The organism is Pseudomonas sp. TE50-2 (genome assembly GCF_040813665.1).
GTDB lineage: Bacteria > Pseudomonadota > Gammaproteobacteria > Pseudomonadales > Pseudomonadaceae > Aquipseudomonas > Aquipseudomonas soli.
This window is the reverse complement of the sequence record NZ_JBFNXN010000001.1, coordinates 351,226-375,315: the sequence shown is the minus strand read 5'-3', so window position 1 is coordinate 375,315 and position 24,090 is coordinate 351,226. Positions and strand designations below refer to the sequence as shown.

Below are 24,090 nucleotides of genomic sequence, written 5' to 3'. Positions count from 1 at the left end.
GGATAATGGCCGGGTCAATACCGGAGAACCGTTTCATGTCCGCAGATCGCTACATGCGCGAGGCCCTCGAGCTGGCCCGCGCCAATATCCAGGCCGGCGGCCGCCCGTTCGGCGCCGTGCTGGTCTACCAGGGGCAGGTGATCGCCCGCGCCGTCAACGAGATCCACAGTACCCAGGACCCGACCAGCCACGCCGAGATGCAGGCCATCCGCCAGGCCGCCCAGGTCCTTGGCCGGCCACGCCTGGAGGGCGCCGAGATCTACGCCAGCGGCCACCCGTGCCCGATGTGCCTGGCAGCCATGCACCTGTGTGGCATCGAGCGTGCCTGGTTCGCCTACGACAACGACGAAGGCGAGCCCTATGGCCTGTCCACCGCCGCGGTGTATGCGCAGATGGCCCGCCCGCCGCAGCAGCAGAGCCTGCCCCTGCGCCTGCTGAAACCCACGGGTGAGAGTGGCCTGTACCATGAATGGCAGCAGGCCAGCCAAGGATGAGGGGCGCGCTGAACCTGTTGCTGGTGGTGCTGCTGGCGCTGAACCTGCGGCCGATCCTCACCAGCATCGGCCCTTTGCTCGAACCCATGCGCCAGGGCACCGGCCTGGGTTACCAGCAGGCGGCGTTGCTGACCGCGCTGCCGGTGCTGTGCATGGGCCTGATCCCGTTGTTGCAACCCTGGCTGCGCCGCTGGCTGAGTGAGCATGGCGGCATGCTCGCGGGGCTTGCGGCCATTGCCCTGGCGTGCCTGTGGCGCCTGCAGCTGGACAGCGCCTGGGCGTTGATCGCCAGCGCCGTGGTCGCCGGCTTGGGCGTTGCCGTGGTGCAGGGCATGATGCCGGGGCTGGTCAACCGCTGGTTCCCCAGCCGCCTGGCGGCGAGCATGGGGCTTTATTCGGCGGCATTGATGAGCGGTGGTGGTTTGGCCGCGGTGCTCGGCCCTGGGATTGCCGCACACTTCGGCCATTGGCAGTTCGGCCTGGGCCTCTGGGCGCTGCCGGCGCTGCTGGCAATGGCAGCCTGGGTACTGCTGCGTCCGCGCCAGAACACGCCAAGCCTGGCCGCCGGCAGTGGCGGGCACTGGTTCGGCAACCGCCGGGCCTGGCTGCTGGCGTTGTACTTCGGGCTGATCAATGGCGGCTATACCAGCATGGTGGCGTGGCTGCCGGCCTATCACCTGGAGCACGGCGGCACGGCCCAGGGGGGCGGCGAGTTGGTCGGCCTGATGACCATCTTCCAGGTCTGCGGTGCCCTGGGCCTGCCATTGCTGCTGCGGCGCCTGGTCGATCGCCGGCCCGGCCTGTGGCTGGCCTTGCTGATCCAGCTCGGGGGCTTCCTCGGCCTGCTGCTGGCGCCGGCCAGCGCCATGGGCCTGTGGGTGGCGATGATCGGCCTGGGCCTGGGGGCCTGTTTCAGCCTCAGCCTGACGCTGACCCTGGAGCACCTGCGCAGCCCCGGCGAAGCCGGCAGCCTGGCGGCGTTCGTCCAAGGCGTGGGCTTCATCGTCACCGGCATCGTGCCGTACATCACCGGCTGGCTGCGCGATGTCAGCGGCGACTTCCAGGCCTCCTGGACCCTGCTGGCCTGCACCGTGCTGGCGATGTTGCTGGTGACCGCGTGCTTTGCGCCGCAGGGCTACGCCAGGGCGATTGCGCGTGGCCGGCAGCCCGCTGAAGCGCTGGTCAACTGAGGCGCTGCAGGGTGTCGGCGACGCGGTCCAGCGCCGGGTCGATATCCAGCAGCTCGATGGCGCCGAAGCCCAGCAGCAGCCCCGGCCGCACCGGGGCTTCGCTGAAGAACGGCGCCAGGGAATAGAGGCCCACCTCCACCTTGCGCGCCAGGCTGATCAGCAATTCGACATTCACCCCCGGCTTGGCCAGTGCGCTCAGGTGGAAGCCGGCGCTGGTCGGTACCGCGTCGAACCACGGCGCCAGGTCGCCGCCAAGCCGCGCCAGGATCCGCTCGCGGCGTGCGCTGTACACCTCGTGGCAACGGCGGATGTGCTTGTTCAGGTGGCCTTCGGCGAGGAACCGCGCCAGCGCCCATTGCTGCAGGGTCGGGCTGTGCCAGTCGCTCAGGTGCTTGGCCACGCAGGCGGCCTGCAGCACGGCGGGCGGCAGCACCGCGTAGCCCAGGCGCAGCTCGGACAGCAGGGTCTTGGAGAACGTCCCGACATACGCCACCAGGCCATGCCGGTCCATGCGTTGCAGGGCCTCGGCGGCCGGCCCCTGGTAGCGGAACTCGCAGTCGTAGTCATCCTCGATGATCAGCGCGCCAAGCTCGGCGGCCCGCGCCAGCAGCGCCTCGCGCCGTGGCGCGGCCATGGGCATGCCCAGCGGGAACTGGTGCGAGGGGGTCACGTAGATCAGCCGGGTGCCATCCTCGATCTGCTCCACGCACAATCCCTGGTTGTCCACTGGCACTGACTGCAGGCGCGCACCCAACGCCTGGAACAACTGCCGGGCCGGTGGGTAGCCCGGGTCTTCCATGGCCACCTTGCAGCCGGGCTCGACCAGCACCCGGGCGATCAGGTCCAGGGCCTGCTGGGCGCCGTTGCACACCAGCACATCGCTGGGCGCGCACTGGATGCCGCGGGTGAAGGCGATGTGATGGGTGATGGCCTCGCGCAGTTCGGGCAGCCCCTGGGCGGAAAACTGCCGCTCGGGGTGCCGCTGGCTGCGGCGCAGGGCGTAGTTCATGCAACTGCGCCACTGATCGTAGGGAAACTGCGACTTGTTCGAGGCGCCGCCGATGAAGTCATAGCGCGAAGGCGCGTCCAGCGCCCGCTGGGCCAGTACCGTGGCGCGCTGGCGCCAGCCTTCGAGGGTGTCGGCGGCGGCCAGCGGGATGTGCTCGCTGTCGCCCTGGCGCAAGGTGTGGCGTGGGCTGATGAAGGTGCCGCGGCCAACCACGCCGTTGAGCAGGTTGTCGTAGGTCAGGCGTGAATAGGCTTCGGCCACGGTCTTGCGCGAGACCCCCAGCTGTTCGGCCAGCAGGCGGGTGGGCGGCAGTTGCGTGCCGGCGGCGAGGTGGCCGCTGTCGATGCCGGCGCGCAGTTGCCGGTAGAGCTGCTCGGCAAGGCCTTTGCGGCCTTCGAGGCGGATGTGCAGTTCCATCGTGGGAAGGGTCCGAAGCGCAGGGATGTAGAAGCTTCGGGGTTTATTGCGGTGGCTGCAAGTAGGGTCGCTTTGCGGCCCATCGCCGGCAAGCCGGCTCCCACACCGACCGCGCCGACCTCGAGCCCGGTGCCTTCCTTGTGGGAGCTGGCTTGCCAGCGATGAGGCGCATACAGGCGATCAAAGTCGGGCGGTACTGATGGTGATGTAGCCTTTTGCGGGCAGCGCGATGCGGATCACCGTTTCGTCGTCGCAGGCCTTGCGTTTCTGCTTGATGCATACGCCATCCACCGTGGCCTCGCGCATGCGGGCGGGGATGGCGCGGCCCTTGGCGTCGAAGAAGGCCTCGCTGGCGAGCAGTTCGACGCGCTCGATCAGTTGGCGGGTGTGCTCGTCGGTGGCGCAGAAGAAGCGCACACCGGACAGGTGTGGGTTGTCGTCGGGGTTGCTGACTTCATGGGCCAGCAACTGGCGCAGGGTATGGCGCAGTTCGCGGGTAGGGCGGTCGTGTGTGGGCATGGCATGGCCTCGTCTGGATGGGGTTGGCCGCGCCGGGGCGGCCGTAACGTCTCCAGGTCGGATGATGTTTCGCCGCGGATGTGGCAACAATCAAGAAGCGTCCTTGCTTTCGGTAGGAGGGTTCCGAAAATACAGGCAGGAGGTTGAACATCGCTTTGATCCGCGTCAGCTCCAGCACCTGTTGCCGAGGCCGTTCATGCCCAGTCAGACGGGCTACAGCGTTGCGGTGCGCTTGGCATCGAGCGCCGCCTCGACGATCTCGACCCAGTGCCGCACCGGTGTTCGCCCGGCGCTTGCAAGGTGCACCTGGCAACCGATGTTGGCCGTGGCAATGACCTGTGGGCTGCCGCTTTCCAGGGCATGGATACGCTCATCGCGCAGTTGCCGCGCCAGCGTCGGCTGGGTCAGCGAGTAGGTGCCGGCCGAGCCGCAGCACAGGTGGCCATCGGGCACCGGGGTGAGGTGAAAGCCCAGGCGCGTCAGCAGGCCTTCCACCGCGCCGCCGAGCTTGAGGGCGTGCTGCAGGGTGCAGGGGCAGTGGAAGGCCAGGCGCTGCTCGGCGCACAGCCCCAGGTGTTCGAGCGGCTCGGCCTGCAGCACCTGCACCAGGTCACGGGACAGTGCGCTGACCTTGGCGGCCTTGGCGGCGTAACGCGGGTCGTCTTCGAGCAGGTGGCCATAGTCGTGCACGAATGCGCCGCAGCCGCTGGCGGTCTGCACGATGGCCTCGGCGCCGGCCTCGATGGCCGGCCACCAGGCGTCGATGTTGTGTCGGGCACGCTCCAGGCCGCGCGCCTGGGCATTCAGGTGATAGTCCACGGCGCCGCAGCAACCGGCCTCGGCTATCGGTTCGACACTGATGCCGAGGCGGTCGAGCAGGCGTGCGGTGGCGGCGTTGGTATTGGGTGAGAGCGCCTGCTGCACGCAACCTTCAAGCAGCAACACGCGGCGAGCGTGCCCCGCTGACGGGCGCTGGCCGGCGGCGGCGATCCGCGGCGGCAGCTTGGCCTTGAGGTTGGCCGCAAGCAGGGGGCGCAAGGCAAGGCCGCTGTGCAGCAGGGCCCTGAACAGCGCCGGCCTCGGCACTACCGCACGCAAGCCACTGCGTAGCAGGCGCTGGGCCAAAGGCCGCGGCACCTGGCGGTCGACCACGGCGCGACCGATGTCGAGCAGGTTATGGTACTGCACCCCGGAGGGACAGCTGGTCTCGCAATTGCGACAGCTCAGGCAACGGTCCAGATGCGTCTGGGTGCTGGCGCTGACCGGTTCGCCTTCGAGTACCTGCTTGATCAGGTAGATGCGCCCGCGTGGGCCGTCCAGCTCGTCGCCGAGCAACTGGTAAGTTGGGCAGGTGGCGGTGCAGAAGCCGCAGTGCACGCAAGACCGCAGGATACGCTCGGCCTCGTCGGCGCGGGCCAGCTGGCGGGCGGAGTCACTCAGTCGGGTTTGCATGCCGCGGCCTCACAAGTGTACGTACAGGCGGCCAGGGTTGAAGATGCCCTGGGGGTCGAGTTGGCGCTTCAGCGCCTGGTGGTAGCGCAGCGTCATCGGGTCCAGTGGCGCGCTGCTGTCGTCGCCGGGCGCGTAGGCGGTGGCATGGCCGCCGGCTTCGGCCACCAGGGCGCGCAGGGTGGCCGCCGGCGCCTCGGACTTGAGCCAGCGTTGGGCGCCGCCCCAGTCGATCAGTTGCTGCCCGGGCAGGTCGAGCACGCCGCAGGTGATGGGCAGGGACAGCCGCCAGAGCGTGGCCGGCGCGCTGAAGAACGCCAGGCGTTGCTCGCGCAGGTCGCTCCAGTAGCGCGGGTCGAATACCTCGCCGCCCAGGCGCTCGCGGGCCGAGCGCACCGAGCCTTCGCCGCCCTCCAGGCGCAGGTGCAGCGCCTCGCCATCGTGGCTGGCGGCGCTGATCGGCAATGGCTGCTGGCCCCATTCGGCCAACCTGGCCAGTGCCTGGCGGGCATCCATTTCCAGGCGCAGGCCCAGGCACTGGCGCGGCCTGGGCAGCACCTTCAACGAAACCTCGGTGAGCAGCCCCAGGCAGCCGAAGCTGCCCGCCATCAGCCGCGATACGTCGAAGCCGGCGACATTCTTCATCACCTCGCCGCCAAAGCGCAGGTGCTTGCCGTGGCCGGTGATCAGTCGGGTGCCCAGCACATAGTCGCGCACCGCGCCTGCCCAGGGCCGGCGCGGCCCCGAAAGCCCGGCGGCGACCATGCCGCCCAGCGTCGCCTCGGGCCCCAGGTGCGGCGGCTCGCAAGGCAGCATCTGCCCGGCCTCGCCCAGCGTCGCCTCGATCTCGCGCAGTGGCGTGCCGGCGCGGGCGGTGAGCACCAGTTCGGTGGGGTCATAGCTGACGATACCGCGGTGCCCACGGGTATCGACCAGCTCGCCGGTCACCGGGCGGCCAAGCATGGCCTTGCTGTTGCCGCCCTGGATGCGCAGCGCGGTGCCCTGGCGCAACGCCTGGCTGACCTGCTCCAGCAGCTGCTGGCTGAGATCCGTGCCCATCAGAAGCGCTCCAGGTCGGGGAAGGGCAACTGCCCATGGTGCACATGCAGCGCGCCGAACTCGGCGCAGCGCTGCAGGGTGGGGATGTTCTTGCCCGGGTTGAGCAGACCCCGTGGGTCGAAGGCGGCCTTGACCGCGTGGAACAGGGTGATCTCGTCGCTGTTGAACTGGGCGCACATCTGGTTGATCTTCTCCCGGCCCACGCCGTGCTCGCCGGTGATGCTGCCGCCCACCGCCACGCACAGCTCGAGGATCCGGCCACCGAGGGCTTCGGCGCGTTCCAGCTCGCCGGGCAGGTTGGCGTCGAACAGGATCAGCGGGTGCATGTTGCCGTCGCCGGCATGGAACACGTTGGCGACCCGCAGGCCGTATGTCTCGGACAGTTGGCTGATGCCAGCGAGCACCCGCGGCAGCTCGCGCCGCGGGATGGTGCCGTCCATGCAGTAGTAGTCCGGCGAAATACGCCCCACCGCCGGGAAGGCGTTCTTGCGCCCGGCCCAGAAGCGCACGCGCTCGGCTTCGTCGCAGGCCAGGCGCACCTCGCGGGCACCGGCCTGGCGCAACACGGCATCGACGCGGGCGCAGTCGTCGTGCACATCGGCCTCGACCCCGTCCAGTTCGCACAGCAGGATCGCCGCCGCGTCCACCGGGTAGCCGGCGTGAATGAAGGCCTCGGCGGCGCGGATCGCCAGGTTGTCCATCATCTCGAGGCCTGCCGGGATGATCCCGGCGGCGATGATATCGGCCACCGCGCGCCCGGCGTCCTCGACGCTGGCGAAGCTGGCAAGCAGCACCCGCGCTACCTGTGGCCTGGGCAGCAGCTTGACGGTGACCTCGGTGACGATGCCGAGCATACCCTCGGAGCCGGTGAACAGCGCCAGCAGGTCGAAGCCGGGGCTGTCCAGGGCGTCACTTCCGAGGGTCAGGCGCTCGCCCTCGACGGTGAGGATCTCCACTTTCAGGAGGTTGTGCACGGTCAGCCCGTACTTCAGGCAATGCACGCCGCCGGCGTTCTCGGCGACATTGCCGCCGATCGAGCAGGCGATCTGCGAGGAAGGGTCCGGCGCGTAGTACAAGCCGTGGGGGGCCGCCGCCTGGGAAATCGCCAGGTTGCGCACGCCGGGCTGGACCCTGGCGAAGCGGCCTTGCGGGTTGACTTCGAGGATGCGGTTGAAGCGCGCCATCACCAGCAGGATGCCCTGGTTCAGCGGCAACGCGCCGCCCGACAGGCCGGTGCCGGCGCCCCGTGCTACCACCGGCACGCCGCGCTGATGGCAGAGCCGCAGCAGCGCCTGCACCTGCTCCAGCCGCTCGGGCAGTGCCACCAGCAGGGGCAGGGTGCGGTAGGCCGAGAGGCCGTCGCATTCATAGGGCTTGAGGTCTTCACTGCGGTGCAGGATATCCAGGTCGGGGAGGGCCTCGCGCAGGGCGGCCAGCAGCGCCGGCTTGTCCACGAGCGGCAGCGGGCCGTCGACACGTTCGTCGTAGAGGATGTTCATGGGCGCTCCTGCGCAGTGGCCTACTGCGCCAGTTGCCTGATCATTGCCACCGTCAGGTACAGGCGCGGCGCCACGCTGGCGATCTCCATGTACTCGTCGTCGCCATGCAGGCCGGCGCCGACCACGCCCAGGGTCTCCAGCACCGCAGGCTTGTCGCTGTCGGGCACGTAGGCATAGCCGGCGTCGGTGCCGAAGCGCATGGCGATGGGCTGCAGTTGCCGGTCGATCTTGCTGTAGAGCTGCCGCGCAGTTTGTGCAAGCTGCGTGGAGGCGTCGTTCTTCGCCAGAGGCGGACGGCCTTTTTCCATGACCAGCTCGACCTGGGTATCGGCGACCAACTGCTTCTTGATGATCCGCAAGGCATCCTCCTGCACCCGCTCGGTCTCGCTCAGGTCGGAATAACGCATGTCGGCCTCGGCGCTGGCCAGGGCAGGGATGATGTTGGCCTTCTCTCCGGCCTTGGCCAGGGTCCAGTTGACGGTGGTGCCTTTGTCCTTGTCGCCGAGGGCATTCAATTGCAGCAACTGGTGCGCCAGCTCGATCAGCGCGTTGCGCCCGGCCTCGGGCGCGGAGCCGGCGTGGGAGGCGCGGCCGTTCACAGTGAGTTTCAGGCGGTTGATGCCGTTGGTGGCCACGGTCACCGCGTCCTTGTCCGGTGGCTCGTAGGAAAAGACGAAGTCATGCTTGCGCGCCAGCTCGGCGATAAGCTGCCTGGAGCCTGCCGAGCCCATTTCCTCATCCGGGTTGAACAGCACGGTGAGGGTGCGATAGCCCTTGTACTGTTGGTCCTGCAGCAGCTTCAGCGCATGCAGGATCATCGCCACGCCGCCCTTGGCATCGGCCACGCCAGGGCCATAGGCGCGCTCGCCTTCGATACGGAACGGGCGCTTGGCCACGGTACCGGGGCCGAACACCGTGTCGTAGTGGACCATCAGCAGGAAGTCCTTGTCGCCGGTGCCCTTGAAGGTGCCGACGATGTTGTCGCCCACCGACGGCGTGGCCGGTTGCGTGGTGACCTTGGCGCCGAGGGCCTCAAGGCGTTTCACCAGCTCGGCGCCGACCTGTTTCAGGCCCGCCTCGGTACCGGTGCCGGTGTCTACCGAAACCAGGGACTTGAGGGTTTCCAGGTAGTGCGGCTGTTCGGCCTGGGCCTGGCTGTACAGCTCCTGGGGCGTGGGCTCGGCGGCCTGGGCGGTGGCGCAGGTGAGGGCGAGGGCCAGAGTGCAAAGTCGCAGATGCATGGGCAGGGTCTCGTTGTCATGAACCCTTCAGCGTAGACCCTACCCGATGAATGGCCGCCCGAGCCGTGGTGTCTACAGACCGTAACGATGCGCCAGGCGCTGGTTTGACAACTGCCCGGCCAGGCCCAGGCGGGCATTTTCAAAGGCTTCGTAGCGCTCGAACTCATGCAGTGACGGGATCGAGATCAACCGCTGCGCATCGAAGTCCTGCAGCGCTGCCTCGACCAGGTCCTGCGCCGTCATCACGATAGCCGGGTCGAGGTTTTCCACCGGCAGCCCGCCGATGGCCCAGAAGTCCGTGGCGGTGGCGCCGGGCAGCACGGCCTGGACCTGCACGCCGCTGCCGGCCAGCTCCTTGTGCAGCGACTGGCTGAAGGCGGTGACATAGGCCTTGCTCGCGCCATACACGCCATTCAGCAGTTCGGGCGCCAGGCTCACCACCGACGAGATGTTGATCACCGCGCCGCGCCCGCGGGTGACGAAACCGGGTACCGCCGCGTAGGTCAGGCGGGTGAGGGCGGTGACGTTGAGGGCGATCATCCGGCTCATCTGCTCCACGTCGCTGTCCAGCAGCGGGGTGTGGGTGCCGACCCCGGCATTGTTGACCAGCAGGTCGATGCTGGCATCCTCGCGCAGGCGCGCTTCGATGGATGCCAGGTCCCGGGCATCGGCCAGGTCCGCCGGCAGTACCTCGACGCTGCGGCCGGTCAGGGTGGTGAGGCGCTCAGCCTGCGCGTTGAGGCGTTCGCGGTTGCGCGCCACCAGGATCAGGTCGTGGCCACGGCGGGCCAGCTGTTCGGCGTACACAGCACCGATGCCGGTGGATGCGCCAGTGATGAGTGCGGTGCCTTTCGAGCTCATGGTTGTGACTCCGTGGGTTGGGGTGAGGCCATGATGCTAGGCTTTGCCGTTGGCGCAAATGACGCATATAGTACGTATTCGAGACATGCTCCGGAGTGTACCCATGCATCGGGTCGGTTATCTGTTGTGCGAAGGTTTCCAGGTGATGGCGCTGGCTTCGCAGTCGGTGTTCGAATTCGCCAACCTGCTGGCCGGGCGGCCGGTCTACGCCTTGGGCAACTTCAGTGTCGCTGGCGGCCCGCTGCGTTCGTCTCTGGGCCTGGTGCTCGACACCCAGGCGGTAGGGTCGCCGAGCCATGCCGATACCTGGCTGGTGGCGGGCACCTTGTCGCCGGTCGACTTACCGCCTACACCCGAGTCGGTTGCGCTGGTGCGGCGCCTCGGCGGCCAGGCCCGGCGCACGGCGGGCATCTGCACCGGGGCTTTCATACTGGCGCAGGCCGGCCTGCTCGACGGGCGCCGCGCCACCACCCACTGGGCCTTTGCCCGTGAGTTCCGCGAGATGTTCCCGCGCATCCAGCTGGAGGAAGACCGCATCTTCATCGCCGATGGCAACCTGTGGACCTCGGCCGGCATGACCGCCTGCATCGACATGGCCCTGGGCATGGTCGAGCAGGACCTGGGCGCCGAGATCGCCCGGGGCGTGGCCCATCGCCTGGTGATGCACCAGCGCCGTTCGGGCGGGCAATCGCAACATTCGCAGCTGTTGGCCATGGCGCCGCGCTCGGACCGTATCCAGGCGGCGCTGGAGCATGTGCGCGGGCACCTGGGGCAGCCCCTGACCGTCGAAACGCTGGCCGAGGTGGCACACCTGAGCCCGCGTCAGTTCAGTCGCGTGTTCAGCGCCGAGACCGGTGAATCGCCGGCCAAGGCCATCGAGCGTCTGCGCCTGGAGGCGGCGCGGCTGCTGATCGAACAGAGCCGCCACAGCCTTGATGTGGTAGCTCGCGAGACCGGTTTTCGCGATCGTCGGCATCTGCGCGAGGCGTTCCTGCGCGGCTTCGGCATCCCGCCGCAGGCCGTGCGCCGCGATGCGCGGCGCCTGGACAGCGAGGTGCCGGCATGAAGAAACTCGTGCGCATGGACGACCTGCAGGTGTTCGTCAGTACCGTGGCAACCGGCAGTTTCTCTGCGGCGGCGCGCCAGCTGGACATCTCGCCGGCCCTGGCCAGCGGTGCGGTGCAACGCCTGGAGCGCAGCCTGGGGTTCCGCCTGCTGGTGCGTTCGACCCGGCGCCTGCGTCTGTCGGATGAAGGCCAACGCTACCTGCCCCATGCGCGCCAGGTGCTCGAGGCACTGGTGGAGGGCGAAATGGCCCTGGAGCAAGGGCGCGAAGAGATCGGCGGGGTGCTGCGTCTGTCGATGCCCTCGGACCTGGGGCGAAATGTGCTGCTGCCCTGGCTCGACGAGTTCCAGTTGCAGCACCCAAGCATCAGCCTGCAACTGCGCCTGAGCGATCAGGTGGCGGACATGGTGGGGGATCGCCTGGATGCCAGTATCCGCTATGGCCAGTTGGCCGATTCGGGTCTGGTGGCGCTGCCCCTGGCCCCGGATAACCGCCGCACGCTGTGCGCCGCGCCGAGCTACATCGCCCGCCATGGCGCGCCGCGCACCCCGGAGGAACTGGCCGGGCACAACTGCCTGCGCTACGTGATGGGCGAGCAGACCCACGAACGCTGGGGCTTCCACCTGCCGGAAGGGATGAGGACGGTGAGCGTTTCGGGTGATCGCACCAGTGACGATGCCGATGTGGTCCGCCGCTGGGCGGTGGCGGGGCTGGGGATCGTCTACAAGTCGCGGCTGGATGTGCTGGCCGATGTGCGGGCCGGGCGGCTGGTGGAGCTGTTCCCATCGGAATGCGGCCAGGCGGCGCCGCTGCAACTGGTGTGCGTGCACCGCCAGGCAGTGTCGCCGGCGATCCAGCGGTTGCGGGGCTTCCTGCGGGAGAGGTTTGCCGAGTTGGGTTAGGTGAGTAATCTGCAGGAGCGGCGTAGTGCCGCTGCCTGGCCCCTCGGAAATCTAGAAACCTTCCAGTACAACCTTGCCCTTTGCCTTGCCGCTTTCGATCAGCTCGTGGGCGCGGCGCAGGTTGGCCGCGTTGATCGCACCGAAATGCTCGCCCAGCGTGGTCTTGATCACGCCTTCATCGACCAGCCCGGCGATTCGCTCCAGCAGTTCGTGCTGCTTGATCATGTCGGCGGTCTGGTACAGCGAACGGGTGAACATCAGCTCCCAATGCAACGACAGCGACTTGCGCTTGAGCGGCACCACATCGAGGCTGGCCGGGTCGTCGATCAGTGCCAGGCGGCCTTGTGGGCGCAGCACCTCGACCAACTGCGCGAAGTGGCGGTCGGTGTGGGTCAGGCTGATCACCAGGTCCACCTGGCCAATGCCCACGGCCTCCAGCTGGGGGGCCAGCGGCTGGTTGTGATCGATCACCTGGTGGGCGCCGAGTTGGCGTACCCAGGCCTGGGTTTCAGGGCGCGAGGCGGTGCCGATCACGGTAAGGTTGGTGAGCCGGCGCGCCAGCTGGGTGAGGATCGAACCCACGCCACCGCCGGCGCCGACGATCAGCAGGCTTTGCCCTTCGCCGCCGCCTTCGCGCACGCCCAGGCGGTCGAACAGCAGCTCCCAGGCGGTGATCGAGGTCAGCGGCAGGGCAGCGGCGCTGGCATTGTCCAGGCTGCGTGGCTTGTGGCCGACGATACGTTCATCGACCAGGTGCAGTTCGCTGTAGCTGCCGGGGCGGTCGATGGCGCCGGCATAGAAGACCTCGTCGCCGGGCTGGAACAGGGTCACCTGTTCACCGATGGCGCGCACCACGCCGACCGCGTCCCAGCCCAGCACCTTGGGTTGGCCGGTGCTGCCGCTGCCGGCGCGGACCTTGGTGTCGACCGGGTTGACCGCGATGGCGCGGACTTCCACCAGCAGATCGCGTGGGCCGGGGACAGGCGCGGGCAGGTCGCTGTCGTAGAGCGAGGCCGGGTCGGTCAGTGGCAGGCCGTGTTGGGTGAAGACGATGGCTTTCATGGCATCAGGGTCCCTGAGTGGTAGGTAGGGCAACCTTAGCCTGCAAGATTTATCGCAAAAACATCGTAATCACGGGAACAGTTTCAGCATTCTCTTGAAAATGTAGCGGCCATGCTGGTCAGAACCAGCGATCGTTGCGTTTGCGCCCACGGGTCAGCGCCGGCAGGATCAGCCCCGCCAGCAGCCCGGCACCGGCGATGCTGCCGCCATACACCATGTAGCGCATCATCACCTGCTTGTTCTCGTCACCCAGGCGCGCCTGGGTGTCGCGCAGGCTCGACTGGCTCTGTTCGAGCTGCTCGTTGAGTGCCTTGTTGCGGGTTTCCAGCTCGTCGATCAGCGCCTTGCGCGAGTCGAGGGTCTCCTGCATGCCCTGCACGCGGTTCTTCCAGCTGTCGTCGATGGTCTTGAGCTGGCCGGACAGTTCGGCCACCTGGGCGTCGAGCTGCGGCAGGCGCTCGCTCTGGCCGGGCACCGCCTGCAGGTCGCTGGTGAGGATCCACACCAGGTCGCCGCTCTGCCCGCGTACCTGGCTGTAGTTGCCCTGGCTTGTGACCAAAGTGACCTTTTGCCCGGACTTGAGCGTGCCGACGATGCGGTGGCCATCGGTGGGGCCGCTGCGTACGTAAGTGGCCAGGCTGTCACTGACCCAACGCGCATCAGTGGCCGGCTCTTCGGCGTGGGCCGGGGCGGCGAGGGCGATCAGGGCGGCGATCAGGCCACCGCGCAGGGCGGTGAGGGCAGGGGAAGCGGGCTGGATGTCTGGCATGCTGGTCTTCGCTGAAACAGGACGAATGAAGGCCCGATGACTGGGCCGGCGATCCGGTCGGGTGGATTGACCGTCAGCGAAAGACCGTTTTTTTGTGGGCAGGTTCACCACCTGCCGCAGGAAATATCTGCAAAATATTGCGAAAAACCAGGAGTTATTGGCTGCTGTGGGCGCCAGTTCGCCGGCGAAAGGGCCGCAAAGCGGCCCCCAGTGCCCTCAGGCCACTACTTCATAGCACGGCACATACGCCGCCCCACCGGGCAACTTCATGCGGTGCTGGTCGACGAACGCCTGCAGCAGGCGCCCGAGCGGGTCGAGGATCGCTGCATCGCCGCGGATCTGGTAAGGCCCGTGCTCCTCGATCAGGCGGATGCCCTTGTCCTTGACGTTGCCGGCAACCACCCCCGAGAACGCCCGGCGCAGGTTGGCCGCCAGCTCATGGGGCGGCAAGTCGCGGCGCAGGGCCAGGTTGGCCATGTTCTCGTGGGTCGGGTCGAACGGGCGCTGGAAGCCTTCGTCGATCTTCAGCAGCCAGTTGAAGTGGAAGGCGTCGTTGCGCTCGCGGCGGAACTGCTTGACTGCCTTCAGCCCCTCGACCATCTGCCGCGCCACTTCGGCCGGGTCGTCGATGATGATCTGGTAGTGGCGCTGCGCCGCCTCGCCGAGGGTGGCGCCGACGAAGGCATGCAACTGCAGCAGGAACGGCTCGGCGCTGCGCGGCCCGGTGAGCACCACCGGGAACGGCAGGCCCTCGTTGTCTGGGTGCATGAGGATGCCGAGCAGGTAGAGGAACTCCTCGGCGGTACCGGCGCCGCCGGGGAAGATGATGATGCCGTGGCCGACACGCACGAAGGCTTCAAGACGCTTCTCGATGTCCGGCAGGATCACCAGCTCGTTGACGATCGGGTTGGGCGCCTCGGCGGCGATGATGCCCGGCTCGGTCAGGCCCAGGTAGCGGCTGCCGTGCATGCGCTGCTTGGCATGGGCGATGGTGGCGCCCTTCATCGGCCCTTTCATCACGCCCGGGCCGCAGCCGGTGCAGACGTCCAGCTTGCGCAGGCCCAGCTCGTGGCCGACCTTCTTGGTGTACTGGTATTCCTCGGTGCTGATCGAGTGGCCGCCCCAGCACACCACCATCTTCGGCTCGACACCGGGGCGCAGGGTGCGGGCGTTGCGCAGCAGGTGGAAGACGTAGTCGGTGATGCCTTGCGAGCTTTCCAGGTCGATGCGCTGGCTGGCCAGTTCACTCTCGGTGTAGACGATGTCGCGCAGGGCGCTGAACAGCATCTCTCGGGTACTGGCGATCATCTCGCCATCGACGAAGGCGTCGGCCGGGGCGTTGAGCAGCTCCAGGCGCACGCCGCGGTCCTGCTGGTGGATGCGCACCTCGAAGTCCTTGTAGGCCTCGAGGATGGTCTTGGCATTGTCGACATGGGCGCCGGTGTTGAGGATGGCCAGGGCGCACTGGCGGAACAGGGTGTAGAGGCTGCCGGTACCGACTTCGCTCAGTTGCTGGACTTCACGTTGCGACAGCGTCTCCAGGCTGCCCTTGGGGCTGACGGAGGCGTTGATGACATTGCGTTGGGGCATCTGGTCTTTCCTGTGCGGGTAAAACATCCTTCTTTGACAACACCATACAAGCAAATGTGCGTGGCAACGAGGGCCTTGGTGAAAAACCTTGGACCGCAGTGCCTAGCCTGTGGGAGCCGGCTTGCCGGCGAAAGGGCTGCATGGCAGCCCCGGGGTTATTGGACGTTGAACACATGCCGCAGGTACGCCACGAAGTTCTCGTCCCGGCACTGGGTCTTGCCCGGGCTGTCGGAAATCTTCGCCACTGGCGCGCCGTTGCAGGCGGTCATCTTGATCACCATGTTCATCGGCGTGACGCCGGGAATGTCGCAGGTCAGATTGGTGCCGATACCGAAGCTGACGTTGATTCGCCCGTGCAGGGCGCGGTAGAGCGTCAGCATCTTCTCGAAGTCCAGCCCGTCGGAGAAAATCAGGGTCTTGCCCTGTGGGTCGATGCCCAGCCGCTGGTAGTGGGCAATGGCTTTTTCGGCCCAGGCCAGCGGTTCGCCCGAGTCATGGCGCAGGCCATCGAAGAGCTTGGCGAAGTACAGGTCGAAGTCCTTCATGAACGCGTCCATGCCGATGCAATCGGTCAGGGCGATGCCAAGCTGGCCACGGTACTCGCGCACCCAGCACTCGAGGGCGGCGGCCTGGCTGTCGACCAGGCGCGGGCCGAGCTGCTGGTGGGCCATGAACCATTCGTGGGCCATGGTGCCGATGGGTTTGACCTGGTACTCGCGAGCCAGGTGCACGTTGCTGGTGCCGACGAAGCGCCCGGGGAAGTCGCGCTTGAGGATGTGCACCACCTCTTCCTGCACCCGGTAGGAGAAACGCCGGCGGGTGCCGAAGTCGGCCAGCTGCAGGCCGGCCAGCTCGTCGCCGCTGGCTTCGGCCTTGAGCCAGTCGAGCTTCTGGTAGAGGCGCTCGCCGACCTGTTCGATCACCACCTCGCGGTAGCGATAGCGGTTGCGTACTTCACTGATGATCGCCAGCAGCGGGATCTCGAACAGGATCACGTGCAACCAGGGGCCGCGCAGGCGGATCGCCAGCTGCCCGGCGTCGTCCAGGCCCATCTGCACATAACGCAGGTTGAAGCGGAACAGGCTGAGGAAGCGGATGAAGTCTGGCTTGATGAACGGAATCTTTTCCAGGTAGGCCAACTGGTCGTGGGTGATCGACACGTCGGCCAACTGCTCGACCTGGTAGCGGATCTCGGCGAGGTAGGGCGCCAGGTCCTCGTTGTTGCGGCAGCGGAACTCCCATTCCACCTCGGCGTTGGGGTAGTTGTGCAGCACCGCCTGCATCATGGTGATCTTGTAGAAGTCGGTGTCCAGCAGGTTCTGGATGATCCGTGGGCCGAAAACGCTGTCGCTCATGGGCGAGCCTCCTTGAGGGCGGTGAGCTGGTCGTCTAGAGCCTGTTCGTCGCCGCACAAGTGGATGCCGGCATTGGCCATTGCAGTGCAGGCAGCCTGTGCGCCCTCAGCGCTCAGTGCGCGGCAGGCCGGCAGGTACAACAACACCTCGAAACCGGCGCGGCGCAGTTGCAGGGCGGTGGTGCGCACGCAGTAGTCCAGCGCCAGGCCGCCAACGATGATCGCCTGTACCTGTTGCACCTTGAGGAACTCGATGACACCGGTGGAGCGGCGTTCGGCCAGGTCGTGGTAGCAAGCGCCGTAGGGGTGCAGGTCGGGTTCGACACCTTTCCAGACAAAGTAGTCGTAGTCGATGGGAGCGGGCAGGCCGGGGAGCAGTTCGAAGCCGGGCGTGCCGGGGACGCAGTGGCTGACCCAGGTCAGGTCGGCGTTGGCCAGGGCCAGGGGTTGCAGCATCTTTGCGGATTCGGCGACCACCCAGGCGGCGTTTGCCGGGTGGGCGTCCTTGCTGCCCAGACGCAGTGAGGCGCGTCGGGCCATGGCGTTGAGCGCGGGGGCGATCAGGTGGCCGTCGGGAACGGGCAGCTCATGCGGGGCATTGGGGGTGAAGCCGTTCTGCGCATCGACGTCGAAGCTGGCAATGTTCATTTGGAGGCCTCCTCTCGCTTGGGTGGCTATATATTTCATCTGGTGAATTAAGTATGTCAAGCCATATCCTCCACAAAAATTTATGCTTGACCAACTTAATTGACCTGGTGGAATATTTGCGTATTTGAAAATGGAGTGCCATCTTGAGCAGCGCAGAAGTCCTGGCCAGCGTGGATATCGTCGCCCTGCGCCTGACGCCTGAAAGTCAGCGCCTGCAGGTCTTGCTGCACCAGCGCCAACGCATGCCCTACAAGGGCCAGTGGGCCTTGCCGGGCGTCATCGTCAATGGCAGTACTGCGGACAACAACCTGGATGCTGCCGCCTGCCGGGCCCTTGCGGAAAAGGCCAAGGTGTACCCACGCCACCTGGAGCAGGTCGGCACCGAGGGCAATGGGACCCGCGATCCTCGGGGGTGGACCTTGAGCACCTACTATCTGGCGTTGCTCGATCCTGCGGTCGTGGTGGCGGATCCGCAGATTGCCTTTTTCGATCTGCAAGGCGTCCTGGACAATGAGCCACCATTGCCGTTCGACCATCGCCTGCTGGTCGAGCGCGCGTATGAGCGGCTGGCGGCCAAGACCGTGTACACCAACCTGCCGTTGTATCTGGCACCCGAGCGGTTCACCGTGCTGGAAGCCCTGGCAGCAGTTCAGGCGTGCCTGGGGCAACCGGTGAACAACACCTCGCTGCGCAAACGCCTGGAGCGCATGCGGAGCGAAGGTTGGGTGCAAGACACCGGAGAGAAGAACCAGCCCAGGTTGGGACGGCCACAGCAACTGTACCGGCATACCCCGCAGGGGAGCGGGGCGTTCATGTTCGACCGGAGCCTGCTGGCGGGAGGATAGTCAGGACAGGCCGCAATCGCGTCACGGCCACTTCCTGCTGTTGTCGAGTAGCGACTATCCTTGCCCCCATGACCAACCTGCCTCCCTTGCGCCACCCATGTCCGCCAGGCGCCTGCGACTGCGGCCGCGAACGCCTGGCCGACGGCCCCGAGCGGCGCATCCTGCTGCTCACCCGCGAGGAGGAAAAGCGCCTGGTCGAGCGCCTGGAGAACCTCAGGGATCTTGAAGACCTGCAGCGCCTGCAGTCACGCCTCTACGAGCAGCTCGGCATCCGCGTGCACATCGCCCCGGGCTTCAACGAAGTGCGCACCATGCGCGGTATCGTCATCGAACTGGAGGCGCAGTTGGGCCTGTGCCGCAAGACGCGTCAAGCCATCCCCGCGGCGATCCGCCGGGGCCTCGAGCGCAACCCGCAAGTAGCCTTCCGCCTGCTCGACGCCCACGACCTGCTGCGCGACGCCTGAGCCTCAGCGCATCGCCGCCAGCTTGATGCCGAAGCCGACCAGGCAGGCGCCGGCCAGGCGTTCGAGCAGGTTGGCGATGCGCGGGCTGGCGCGCATGCGCTCGGCCAGTCGGTGGGTAAGGAACACCGCGATCAGGCCGTAGAGCAAGGTAAGCCCGGCCACGGTCAGCGCCATGAAGGCGAAGGTGACCACGCCCTGGTGGCGCACCGGGTCGATGAACAACGGGAAGAACGCCATGTAGAACATGATCGCCTTGGGGTTGAGCAGGGTGATCATCATGGTCTGGCGCAGGTAGCGGCCGCTGGCCATGCGGCTCTCGCGCGGGGCGCCGCCGGGCTTGCTCAGCACCATGCGCAGGCCGAGCCAGGCCAGGTAGGCGGCGCCGGCCCACTGCACCACGTGGAAGGCGGTGGGGTAGGTGGCCAGCAAGGTGGCCACGCCGGCCACCGCCAGCCACATCAGCACCTGGTCGCCGAGGATCACCCCGAAGGTGGCGGCCAGCCCGCCCTTGATGCCGCCCTTGCCGGTGGCGGTGATCAGGGCGAAGTTGCCGGGCCCGGGGATCGCCAGGAGGATGAGGAACGCGATCACGAAAGCGCCGTAGTCGGTCACGCCGAGCATGGGGATTCTCCTGGGGGGGGTGGGCAGGCGGACTTCGATATATGCCATCATTCGCCGCGTTTGCAAAGCCACGACGTTACAGGGAGGTGAAGATGGCGTTCAGTGCGGATGAGCGGGCGGTGCTGCTGGCGGTCAAGGGCGTGGGCCCGACCGTGGTGCAGCGCCTTGAACAACTGGGGTATGGCTCGTTGGCCCGGCTGGCCGAAGCCGATGCCTTGCAGATCGTCACCGAGGCTGCCGGGTTGGTGGGCAGCAGTTGCTGGAAGAACAGCCCCCAGGCACGAGGGGCGATACAGGCGGCGATTGCCCGGGCCAGGGAGCATGTCCCGCAGGGCGCGTGCCCCGCCAGCGGCGCATAAAAAAGCCCCGAAGACCAAGGCCTTCGGGGCAAACGGTTGGGGGAGGAACCAACCAAAGGAGCCTTCACATCAGGGGGCGGTCAGCGCGAGCTGGCCACCACTTCGGGTTGCCAGCCGCCGCCAAGCGCCTTGTAGATCGCGACGATGCCGCTGTACAGCTCGACCTCGCCCTGGGCCTGGGCGTCTTCGGCGCTCAGGCGCTCGCGCTCGGCGTCGAGCAGCACCAGGTAATCCACCGTGCCTTCGCGGTAGCGCACCGAGGCCAGGTCCGCCGCCTTGCGGCTGGCGTCGCTCTGGCGCATCAGCGCCAGCAGGCGCTGCTGGCGCTTGCCGTAGTCGCTGAAGGCGTTGGAGGACTCTTCGAGGGCCAGCAGCACTTGCTGTTCGTAGTTGGCCAGCGCCCCTTCGGCATCGGCCTTTGCGCCGCGCAGGCGGGCGCGCACGCTGCCCAGGTCGAACGCCGCCCAGGTGATGCTCGGGCCCAGCGCCCAGGCATTGGCCGCCGAGGAGCCGATCTGCGAACCGCGGGCGGCGGTGAAGCCGAGGAAACCACTGAGGCTGACCCGCGGGAACAGGTCGGCGGTGGCCACGCCGACGTTGGCCGTGGCCGCGGCCAGCTGGCGCTCGGCGCTGCGGATGTCCGGGCGGCGGCGCAGCAGCTCGCCGGGGTCGCCCACCGGCAAGGCCTTGGCGATGGCCGGCAGGGCCTTGGGCGACAGGTCCACGGTCATCGCGTCAGGGCGCTGGCCGAGCAGGGTGGCGATGCGGTTCTTCGCCCGCACCTGTTCGGCCTGCAATTGCGGCACGGTGGCTTCGACACCCGCCAGGCGGGCGTCGGCACGGACCACGTCGAGCTCGTTGCCGACCCCGGTGTCGCGCAGGGTCACGGTGATGTCCCGCGACTGCTGCTGGGTCTTCAGGTTGGCCACGGCGATCTGCTCGCGCAGTTGCGCGCCACGCAATTGACCGTAGGCGTCGACCAGCTCGGCGATCAGGCTGACCTGCAGTTGCTGCAGGTCGGCCTCTGCCGCCGCTTCCTGGGCTTCGCTGGCCTCGATCTGGCGCTGGATGCGGCCGAACAGGTCAAGCTCCCAGGCCATGTCCAGGCCCAGGTCATAGCGTTCGCTGTTGACCCGGCGCTCGGTCTGGCCAGGGACCTGGCCCTTGCCCAGGTCGCTGCTGGCGCGGCTGGTGACCACGGGGATCTGGTCGTTGGACACGTCCTCGCGAATCGACCGCGCCGCTTTCAGGCGGGCGAAGGCCACGCGCAGGTCGCGGTTGCCGTCCAGCGATGCCTGCACCAGCTGGTTCAGCACCGGGTCGTCGAACTGTTTCCACCACACGCTCTCGAAGCGGCTGCGGTCATAGGCTTTGGCTTCAAGGCCGGCGTCCAGCTTTGCCGGTTCGGTCAGCGGGGCCTGGTAGTCCGGGCCCACCGCGCAGGCCGCCAGGGCTAGTGCCAGCAGGCTCGGGGTCAGGGGTTTGAGCAACTTCATGCATGGTTCTCCAGTGCCACGGCGTGCTCGGCCTTGCGGGCCTGGCGACGCTCGACGAAACGGCGGATCAGGAAGAAGAACACCGGGGTCAGGAACAGGCCGAACACGGTCACCCCGATCATCCCCGAGAACACCGCCACACCCATGGCGTGACGCATCTCGGCACCGGCGCCGGAGGAGAACACCAGCGGCACCACACCCATGATGAAGGCGATCGAGGTCATCAGGATCGGCCGCAGACGCAGGCGGCAGGCTTCCAGTACCGCAGCCAGCGGGTCGAGGCCCTTGGCCTGTTCATCCTTGGCGAACTCGACGATCAGGATCGCGTTCTTGCACGCCAGGCCCACCAGTACGATCAGGCCGATCTGGGTGAAGATGTTGTTGTCGCCACCGGAGATGATCACCCCGGTGATGGCCGACAGCAGAGTCATCGGCACGATCAGGATCACCGCCAGCGGCAGGCTCCAGCTTTCGTACTGGGCGGCCAGCACCAGGAAGGCCAGCAGCACGCACAGCGGGAACACGAACAGTGCGGTATTGCCCGAGAGGATCTGCTGGTAGGTCAGGTCGGTCCACTCGAAGGTCATGCCGTTGGGCAGCTCCTCCTTGAGCAGCTTCTCGATCGCAGCCTCGGCCTGGCCGGAGCTGTAGCCGGGGGCTGCGGCACCGTTGATCTCGGCGGTGATGAAGCCGTTGTAGTGCATCACGCGGTCAGGCCCCGAGGTGTCGCTGACCTTGAGGAAGGTCGCCAGCGGGATCATCTCGCCCAGGTTGTTGCGCACCTTCAGCTGGCCGATCTGTTCGGCGTCGAGGCGGAACTGCTGCTCGGCCTGGACGTTGACCTGGTAGGTACGGCCAAAGCGGTTGAAGTCGTTGGTGTACAGCGAGCCCAGGTAGACCTGCAGGGTGTCGAAGATGTCGTTGATCGCCGCGCCATGGGTCTTGGCCTTTTCCCGGTCGATGGCGGCATCGACCTGCGGCACGTTGACCTGGTAGCTGGTGAACAGGCCCGCCAGTTCCGGCACGTTGTGGCTCTTGGCGATGATGTTCTGGGTTTCCTTGTACAGCGCTTCGTAGCCCAGGTTGCCGCGGTCCTCGATCTGCAGGCGGAAGCCGCCGATGGTGCCCAGGCCTTGTACCGGCGGAGGCGGGAAGATCGCGATGTAGGCGTCCTGGATATCGGCGAACTGGGCGTTCAGGGCTGCCGCGATGGCTGCCGCCGACTGGCTCGGGTCCTTGCGCTCGTCGAACGGCTTGAGCGGGGTGAACACGATGCCGCTGTTCGGGCTGTTGGTGAAACCGTTGATCGACAGGCCCGGGAAGGCCACCGAGTCGGCCACGCCTGGCTGCTTGAGGGCGATCTCGCTCATCTTCTTGATCACCGCCTCGGTGCGGTCGAGGCTGGCGGCGTCAGGCAACTGGGCGAAGGCCACCAGATACTGCTTGTCCTGGGACGGCACGAAGCCGGTCGGGGTGGACGAGAAGCCCAGGTAGGTCAGGCCCATCAGGCCGGCATACACGAACAGGGCGATACCACTGGAACGGATGACCCGGCGCACGCCACCGACGTAGCCATGGCTGGCGCGGTCGAAGAAGCGGTTGAACGGTGCGAACAGCCAGCTGCCCAGCAGTTTTTCCAGGAACCGCGAGAAACGGTCCTTGGGCGCGTGGTGGTCCTTGAGCAGCACGGCGGCCAGGGCCGGCGACAGGGTCAGTGAGTTGAACGCCGAGATCACGGTGGAGATGGCGATGGTCAGGGCGAACTGTTTGTAGAACTGCCCGGTAAGGCCCGAGATGAACGCCGCCGGCACGAACACGGCGCACAGCACCAGTGCCGTGGCGATGATCGGCCCGGTCACTTCGCTCATGGCCTTTTGCGTGGCTTCCAGCGGTTTCAGGCCCAGCCCGATGTTGCGTTCGACGTTTTCCACCACGACGATGGCGTCGTCCACGACGATACCGATGGCCAGCACCAGGCCGAAAAGCGATAGCGCGTTGAGCGAGAAACCGAACAGGTGCATGACCGCAAAGGTACCGATCAGCGACACCGGCACGGCCAGCAGCGGGATGATCGAGGCGCGCCAGGTCTGCAGGAACAGGATGACGACCAGCACCACCAGCACCAGCGCTTCGAACAGGGTGTGCACCACCGCCTCGATGGAACCACGGACGAACACGGTCGGGTCATAGACGATGCTGTAGTCCATGCCTTCGGGGAAGTCCTTCTTCAGCTCGGCCATCTTTGCCCGCACTTCGTCGGAGATCTCGATGGCGTTGGAGCCCGGGCGCTGGAAGATCGGGATGGCCACGGCCGGCTGGTTGTTCAGCAGCGAGCGCAGGGCGTACTGGCTGGAGCCGAGTTCGACCCGGGCGATGTCCTTCAGGCGGGTGATCTCGCCGTTGGCACCGGCACGGATGATGATGTTCTCGAACTCTTCCTCGTTGACCAAGCGGCCCTGGGTGTTGATCGACAGCTGGAAGCTGGTCGAACCGGGGGCGGGCGGGGCGCCGAGCTGGCCGGCGGCGACCTGGCGGTTCTGCTCGCGAATGGCGGCCACCACGTCGCTGGCGGTCAGGTTGCGCGAGGCGGTCTTGTTCGGATCGAGCCACACGCGCAGCGAGTAGTCGCCCATGCCGAACAGCTGCACGTCGCCCACGCCGCCCAGGCGCGCCAGCTCATCCTTGATGTTGAGGATGGCGTAGTTGGACAGGTAGAGCATGTCGTAGCGGTTGTCCGGCGAGGTCAGGTGCACGACCATGGTCAGGTCGGGCGAGGCCTTGTCGACGGTGATACCGATACGGGTCACTTCTTCCGGCAGCTTGGGCTGGGTGCGGGTGACGCGGTTCTGCACCTGCACCTGGGCGTTGTCCAGGTCGGTGCCCAGGGCGAAGGTGATGGTCAGGGTCAGCTTGCCGTCGGCGGTGGATTGCGAGGACATGTACAGCATGTTCTCGACACCGGTGATGGCTTGCTCAAGCGGCGCGGCGACGGTCTCGCCGATCACCTTGGGGTTGGCGCCGGGGAAGTTGGCGCGCACCACCACGGTGGGCGGCACCACTTCGGGGTATTCGCTGATCGGCAGCTGGAACAGCGAGATCGAACCCGCGATCAGCAGCACCAGCGACAGCACCGCGGCGAAGATCGGCCGGGTAATGAAGAATTTCGAAAAGTTCAT

General features: G+C 67.0%; 22 protein-coding genes. 7 read left to right on the top strand and 15 right to left on the bottom strand.

Going from position 1 to position 24,090, the window contains the following annotated elements:
• Positions 1-35 precede the first annotated feature (35 nt).
• Both AAHK21_RS01605 and AAHK21_RS01600 read left to right on the top strand, forming a co-directional pair.
• Positions 36-494: a nucleoside deaminase gene (locus AAHK21_RS01605; protein ID WP_367856152.1), complete on the top strand. Its 459-nt coding sequence runs from the start codon at positions 36-38 to the stop codon at positions 492-494.
• Entirely contained in the window at positions 491-1,684 is a 1,194-nt protein-coding gene (locus AAHK21_RS01600; RefSeq protein WP_367856151.1) for a cyanate transporter, read from the top strand. Before AAHK21_RS01605 ends, AAHK21_RS01600 begins: the two co-directional genes overlap by 4 nt.
• On the opposite strand, the gene AAHK21_RS01595 is transcribed toward AAHK21_RS01600, so the two are convergent.
• From AAHK21_RS01595 to AAHK21_RS01565, 7 genes are all read right to left on the bottom strand, one after another.
• On the bottom strand, positions 1,677-3,110 hold the full coding sequence (locus AAHK21_RS01595; protein ID WP_367856150.1) for a PLP-dependent aminotransferase family protein: 1,434 nt from the start codon (positions 3,108-3,110) through the stop codon (positions 1,677-1,679). The two genes, AAHK21_RS01600 and AAHK21_RS01595, sit on opposite strands and share 8 nt — an antisense overlap.
• 180 nt (positions 3,111-3,290) lie before the next feature.
• Positions 3,291-3,629 (bottom strand): hypothetical protein, encoded by a 339-nt coding sequence (locus tag AAHK21_RS01590; RefSeq protein ID WP_046855914.1) that lies wholly within the window; start codon positions 3,627-3,629, stop codon positions 3,291-3,293.
• Between the two features lie 213 nt (positions 3,630-3,842).
• Positions 3,843-5,081 (bottom strand): glycolate oxidase subunit GlcF, encoded by a 1,239-nt coding sequence (gene glcF, locus AAHK21_RS01585; protein ID WP_367856149.1) that lies wholly within the window; start codon positions 5,079-5,081, stop codon positions 3,843-3,845.
• A gap of 9 nt (positions 5,082-5,090) precedes the next feature.
• Complete coding sequence (gene glcE / locus AAHK21_RS01580; RefSeq protein ID WP_367856148.1) at positions 5,091-6,137, bottom strand: glycolate oxidase subunit GlcE; 1,047 nt, start codon at positions 6,135-6,137, stop codon at positions 5,091-5,093.
• Complete coding sequence (gene glcD / locus AAHK21_RS01575) at positions 6,137-7,636, bottom strand: glycolate oxidase subunit GlcD (RefSeq protein ID WP_367856147.1); 1,500 nt, start codon at positions 7,634-7,636, stop codon at positions 6,137-6,139. The genes glcE and glcD overlap by 1 nt, the downstream gene beginning before the upstream one ends.
• A 20-nt stretch (positions 7,637-7,656) precedes the next feature.
• Positions 7,657-8,877 (bottom strand): M20/M25/M40 family metallo-hydrolase, encoded by a 1,221-nt coding sequence (locus AAHK21_RS01570; protein WP_367856146.1) that lies wholly within the window; start codon positions 8,875-8,877, stop codon positions 7,657-7,659.
• Positions 8,878-8,949: 72 nt separating this feature from the next.
• The gene (locus AAHK21_RS01565) at positions 8,950-9,738 is read right to left on the bottom strand and encodes an SDR family NAD(P)-dependent oxidoreductase (protein WP_367856145.1); all 789 of its coding nucleotides are present in this window, start codon (positions 9,736-9,738) and stop codon (positions 8,950-8,952) included.
• 103 nt (positions 9,739-9,841) lie between these two features.
• Here AAHK21_RS01565 and AAHK21_RS01560 point away from each other — a divergent pair, with 103 nt between their 5' ends.
• Entirely contained in the window at positions 9,842-10,804 is a 963-nt protein-coding gene (locus AAHK21_RS01560) for a GlxA family transcriptional regulator (RefSeq protein WP_139670826.1), read from the top strand.
• Positions 10,801-11,706: a LysR family transcriptional regulator gene (locus AAHK21_RS01555; RefSeq protein ID WP_367856144.1), complete on the top strand. Its 906-nt coding sequence runs from the start codon at positions 10,801-10,803 to the stop codon at positions 11,704-11,706. Before AAHK21_RS01560 ends, AAHK21_RS01555 begins: the two co-directional genes overlap by 4 nt.
• Positions 11,707-11,757: 51 nt before the next feature.
• Here AAHK21_RS01555 and AAHK21_RS01550 read toward each other — a convergent pair whose 3' ends face one another.
• The 5 genes from AAHK21_RS01550 to AAHK21_RS01530 all read right to left on the bottom strand — a co-directional run bounded on the left by AAHK21_RS01550 (position 11,758) and on the right by AAHK21_RS01530 (position 17,129).
• Entirely contained in the window at positions 11,758-12,768 is a 1,011-nt protein-coding gene (locus tag AAHK21_RS01550; protein WP_367856143.1) for a zinc-binding alcohol dehydrogenase family protein, read from the bottom strand.
• Between the two features lie 118 nt (positions 12,769-12,886).
• On the bottom strand, positions 12,887-13,537 hold the full coding sequence (locus AAHK21_RS01545; protein WP_367856142.1) for a TIGR04211 family SH3 domain-containing protein: 651 nt from the start codon (positions 13,535-13,537) through the stop codon (positions 12,887-12,889).
• 216 nt (positions 13,538-13,753) lie between these two features.
• Entirely contained in the window at positions 13,754-15,127 is a 1,374-nt protein-coding gene (ppnN, locus tag AAHK21_RS01540; protein ID WP_367856141.1) for a nucleotide 5'-monophosphate nucleosidase PpnN, read from the bottom strand.
• Between the two features lie 155 nt (positions 15,128-15,282).
• Complete coding sequence (pncB, locus tag AAHK21_RS01535; protein ID WP_367856140.1) at positions 15,283-16,482, bottom strand: nicotinate phosphoribosyltransferase; 1,200 nt, start codon at positions 16,480-16,482, stop codon at positions 15,283-15,285.
• Complete coding sequence (locus AAHK21_RS01530; RefSeq protein ID WP_367856139.1) at positions 16,479-17,129, bottom strand: nicotinamidase; 651 nt, start codon at positions 17,127-17,129, stop codon at positions 16,479-16,481. The genes pncB and AAHK21_RS01530 overlap by 4 nt, the downstream gene beginning before the upstream one ends.
• A 143-nt stretch (positions 17,130-17,272) precedes the next feature.
• Between AAHK21_RS01530 and AAHK21_RS01525 the strand changes: the two genes are divergently transcribed.
• Complete coding sequence (locus AAHK21_RS01525; protein WP_046855899.1) at positions 17,273-17,974, top strand: NUDIX hydrolase; 702 nt, start codon at positions 17,273-17,275, stop codon at positions 17,972-17,974.
• 68 nt (positions 17,975-18,042) lie between these two features.
• Positions 18,043-18,438, top strand: a complete 396-nt coding sequence (locus AAHK21_RS01520; RefSeq protein ID WP_046855898.1) for a hypothetical protein — start codon at positions 18,043-18,045, stop codon at positions 18,436-18,438.
• Between the two features lie 3 nt (positions 18,439-18,441).
• Here the strand turns inward: AAHK21_RS01520 and AAHK21_RS01515 are convergent, their stop codons facing one another.
• Positions 18,442-19,059, bottom strand: a complete 618-nt coding sequence (locus tag AAHK21_RS01515; protein ID WP_038705946.1) for a LysE family transporter — start codon at positions 19,057-19,059, stop codon at positions 18,442-18,444.
• Between the two features lie 92 nt (positions 19,060-19,151).
• Between AAHK21_RS01515 and AAHK21_RS01510 the strand changes: the two genes are divergently transcribed.
• Positions 19,152-19,418 (top strand): Pathogenicity locus, encoded by a 267-nt coding sequence (locus AAHK21_RS01510; protein WP_046855896.1) that lies wholly within the window; start codon positions 19,152-19,154, stop codon positions 19,416-19,418.
• An 80-nt stretch (positions 19,419-19,498) separates the two neighbouring features.
• On the opposite strand, the gene AAHK21_RS01505 is transcribed toward AAHK21_RS01510, so the two are convergent.
• Both AAHK21_RS01505 and AAHK21_RS01500 read right to left on the bottom strand, forming a co-directional pair.
• Complete coding sequence (locus tag AAHK21_RS01505) at positions 19,499-20,914, bottom strand: efflux transporter outer membrane subunit (RefSeq protein WP_367856138.1); 1,416 nt, start codon at positions 20,912-20,914, stop codon at positions 19,499-19,501.
• A complete protein-coding gene (locus AAHK21_RS01500; RefSeq protein ID WP_367856137.1) occupies positions 20,911-24,090 on the bottom strand; it encodes an efflux RND transporter permease subunit in 3,180 nt (1,059 codons plus the stop codon). Before AAHK21_RS01500 ends, AAHK21_RS01505 begins: the two co-directional genes overlap by 4 nt.